Origin of the sequence: Planktosalinus lacus, assembly GCF_014640155.1 — a bacterium.
GTDB classification, from domain to species: domain Bacteria; phylum Bacteroidota; class Bacteroidia; order Flavobacteriales; family Flavobacteriaceae; genus Planktosalinus; species Planktosalinus lacus.
On the sequence record NZ_BMGK01000022.1, the window covers coordinates 1 to 2,883 of the forward strand.

General features: G+C 42.6%; 3 protein-coding genes. All 3 read right to left on the reverse strand.

What is annotated here, in order from left to right; genetic code table 11:
* Window positions 1-1,094: MobV family relaxase (mobV, locus tag IEV69_RS13685; protein ID WP_188443387.1), on the reverse strand; the 1,094-nt coding region annotated here is incomplete at its 3' end.
* A gap of 191 nt (window positions 1,095-1,285) precedes the next feature.
* Entirely contained in the window at window positions 1,286-1,882 is a 597-nt protein-coding gene (locus IEV69_RS13690; RefSeq protein ID WP_188443389.1) for a hypothetical protein, read from the reverse strand.
* Window positions 1,883-2,086: 204 nt separating this feature from the next.
* On the reverse strand, window positions 2,087-2,883 hold a 797-nt coding region (locus IEV69_RS13695; RefSeq protein WP_188443391.1), incomplete at its 5' end, for a DUF8464 domain-containing protein.

The following is a 2,883-nucleotide window of genomic DNA, read 5'->3' on the forward strand; positions in this document are numbered from 1 at the left end:
CAGTCTAATTTCTCGTATTTCATCACAGCTTTCACAATTTGCCCCCCCTCATCGCTCTTAAAGTCGCGCCAGCCCTTATCTGACACGGATACTTTCTGCGCTCCTGCGTGGTCGGTAAATATAAATTCTTTACCGCTCTTCTTCTCAAAGTTCAATATACCACGCTTTGCCAGGTGCAGGAAGTAGTCTATAACGTTCACCCCCTCGACTATCTGCTGAACCTTGTCGGGGGCTATATACTTCGGTTGCGTGCTTGGCTTCTGTTGCTTGTTCAGCTTCATTTGTAGCTGTTCTTTCTCTTGGGATAGCGAAACAACTCGCCCTCTAAGTTCTGCCATTTCTTGGGCTTTCTTCTCCTCCTGCCTAAGTACTAACCCATTGACTGCGGCTGTAAGGTCTTTCTTTATATTGCCTAAGTTGGTGGCAGCTTCAAGCCTGGAAATGCTTTCTATTTTGTCCGTTATCTGCTTGGCTGTACGTAGCTTCTCATTCTCTCGTCTGCGGTATTCGTCTGTTGTCTGGTGCTTGCGGTCGCTTGGTATGCCACGTTCAAGCCCAAATGGTTTCATAGCATTGGCGTACGATGTCTGCAAGGCTTCAAGCTTCTTGCCGTCTCCGATGTATTCCTTTGCCGATAGCCCCCCTTTGGCTGTTATCGGGACCCAAACGCAATGTATGTGGGGGGTTTTCTCGTCCAGGTGAACCGAAAAGCGTACGATGTTTTCCTTACCAAACTGCTGTTCGCACCAACGCAGGTTGGCAGTTATCCAGGCGTTAAGCTTCTTCGGGTCTTTCTCTATTTCCTTTAACTCCTCGTGGCTTCCTGAAAGGATAGTATTAACGCTGTACGTGGCATCTTTCCTAATGGCTTTACTGCCTTTATATCCGTCCTGGACTCGTGCCTTTATAGCTTCATTATAGGGCATAGAGCAGTACTTGTTGTAATCAGCTTTAAGTGCCTTGTTGTTCTTGGTCAAAGACAAATCGGCGTGGCGGTATGAATATTCCTTGCCCTTAACTCTGTCGATGTGGTTGCCCAGGTTACCCCCTGACGGCTCTCCGTGTTTCTCAAAATGAAGTGAACAATATCCCATAGTATGTAATTTTAATTCTTTTTTCTTCAGCATTAAATCCACCCTCTGACGTGAGGAAGAGGTGGAGAGCTCCGCAGGACGAACGAACTTTACTAAACCCCTTCCGCTGTCTCTCCGAGCAAGGTAGGGGGTTAGTAAAGTGTAGTGAGCTACACCTTATAACAAGGAATGCTCAAAAATCGTACCGCAAATTACTCTTTGCCGTTGTCTTTTTCCGCCTCTTCTATTAGGTCGAATAGGTCTAACTGCTTAGGCTCTTCTTTTGGCAAAGATAGTATTTCAGGGTGGTTCATCTTAACTTTTTTATGCTCGTTATAATCTCCTTTCCAGGTTATGCTGTAATTGAGTTGGTCATAATTTATGGATAACTCAAAGGGCTTTGTCTTTTGATTACCTCCCCTATATCCGTCCCTTTTTATAATAATATTCCTTTTCAATAGACCTTTTAGAGCGGTACTTACATTAGGCTTTTTAATATCCAAGTCCCCTGATAATATATCTAAGTCAATGTATATACTATTATCAAAGCCAGCTGTACCCAGTAAGTAGAACAATATCTGCATTTCATTCTTTGATAATTTGGCTTCTGTGGCTATTCTAAACATTGTATTTTGAAATACCGTAATGAAGTCACCATTACCTAAATGCTTCCTTTTAGGCAACTTTACATCTACAAAGCCAGGTACATATTCTGTTTCTACTGCCTGTCTTATTATCTCCCCTGTTTCTTCATCTACTCGTTCCTTTACTAACCTTGTTTTATAGGTTGTTTTTCTTTCTTCTGCCATAATATTTTAATTAGTTTTTCGGGTGCAAATATACGAAATAAGATTATAATAATTATAATTTTGTTATAATAATTATAACGCTGTTATAATAGTTATAACGACACCCCTTATAAAATAAGGGCTCACGGCTGTTTCCTTCGTATCGTATAAATATATACCCCTCTTCCTATCGTCAGAGGGGCTGTTATTGCTGGAAGAAAAAGATTAGATTTTTCGCCCTTTTCTTTGCTGTTTTTCCTCCTGCTCCTGGTGTCTTTGTAGCTGTGCTTTCAGTGACTCGTTTAAGTCCTTGTATCCCTTTTCTCCTATTCCGAAGTTAGCCCGTATATCCTTAGCGTGTGGGAGGGCTTTCAATAGCTTCTGCGTTGTGGTCTCTCCTGCCTGGTCTCCGTCAAGGCAAAGCATTATTTCGTGGTCTTTCTTGTCTCTGTATCTCTCAAAGAATTGCAAGGCATTAGTTACAGAGTTAAGCACTACGAACTTATAGTCCTTTAGGTCTCTTTTGTTATTCCTCAATATCTCAACCATTGAAAAGAAGTCGGTCATTCCCTCGATAACAAACACTTTCTTAGCTTCCTTGTTAATGGCTTTTTCTGCCATTCCCTGCTCTCCTAACTTGGTCTTCATAAAGGGGTTGCGTACTTCCCAGTTACCCTTATCATTCTGAATGCCTATGCCGTAATAGTGTTTGTCGCCAAGTTGGTAATGTACCTGCTTGGCGCACATCTTCAAAGTGCTTGCACTGATACCCCTCTGCTCGAAGTATTGGAGGAGAGGGGGAGAACTTGGAGGAACTACCTGCGTAATAGCGTAGGTAGTTTCGCCCATATTTGGCTTGCTTTCGGCTGTTTTTTTGCGTATCTCTGAATATTCGGTACTAATACCCCCCTGAAATTCATTCAGCCAATTTACAGCCCCTAACCAGTCTAATTTCTCGTATTTCATCACAGCTTTCACAATTTGCCCCCCCTCATCGCTCTTAAAGTCGCGCCAGCCCTTAT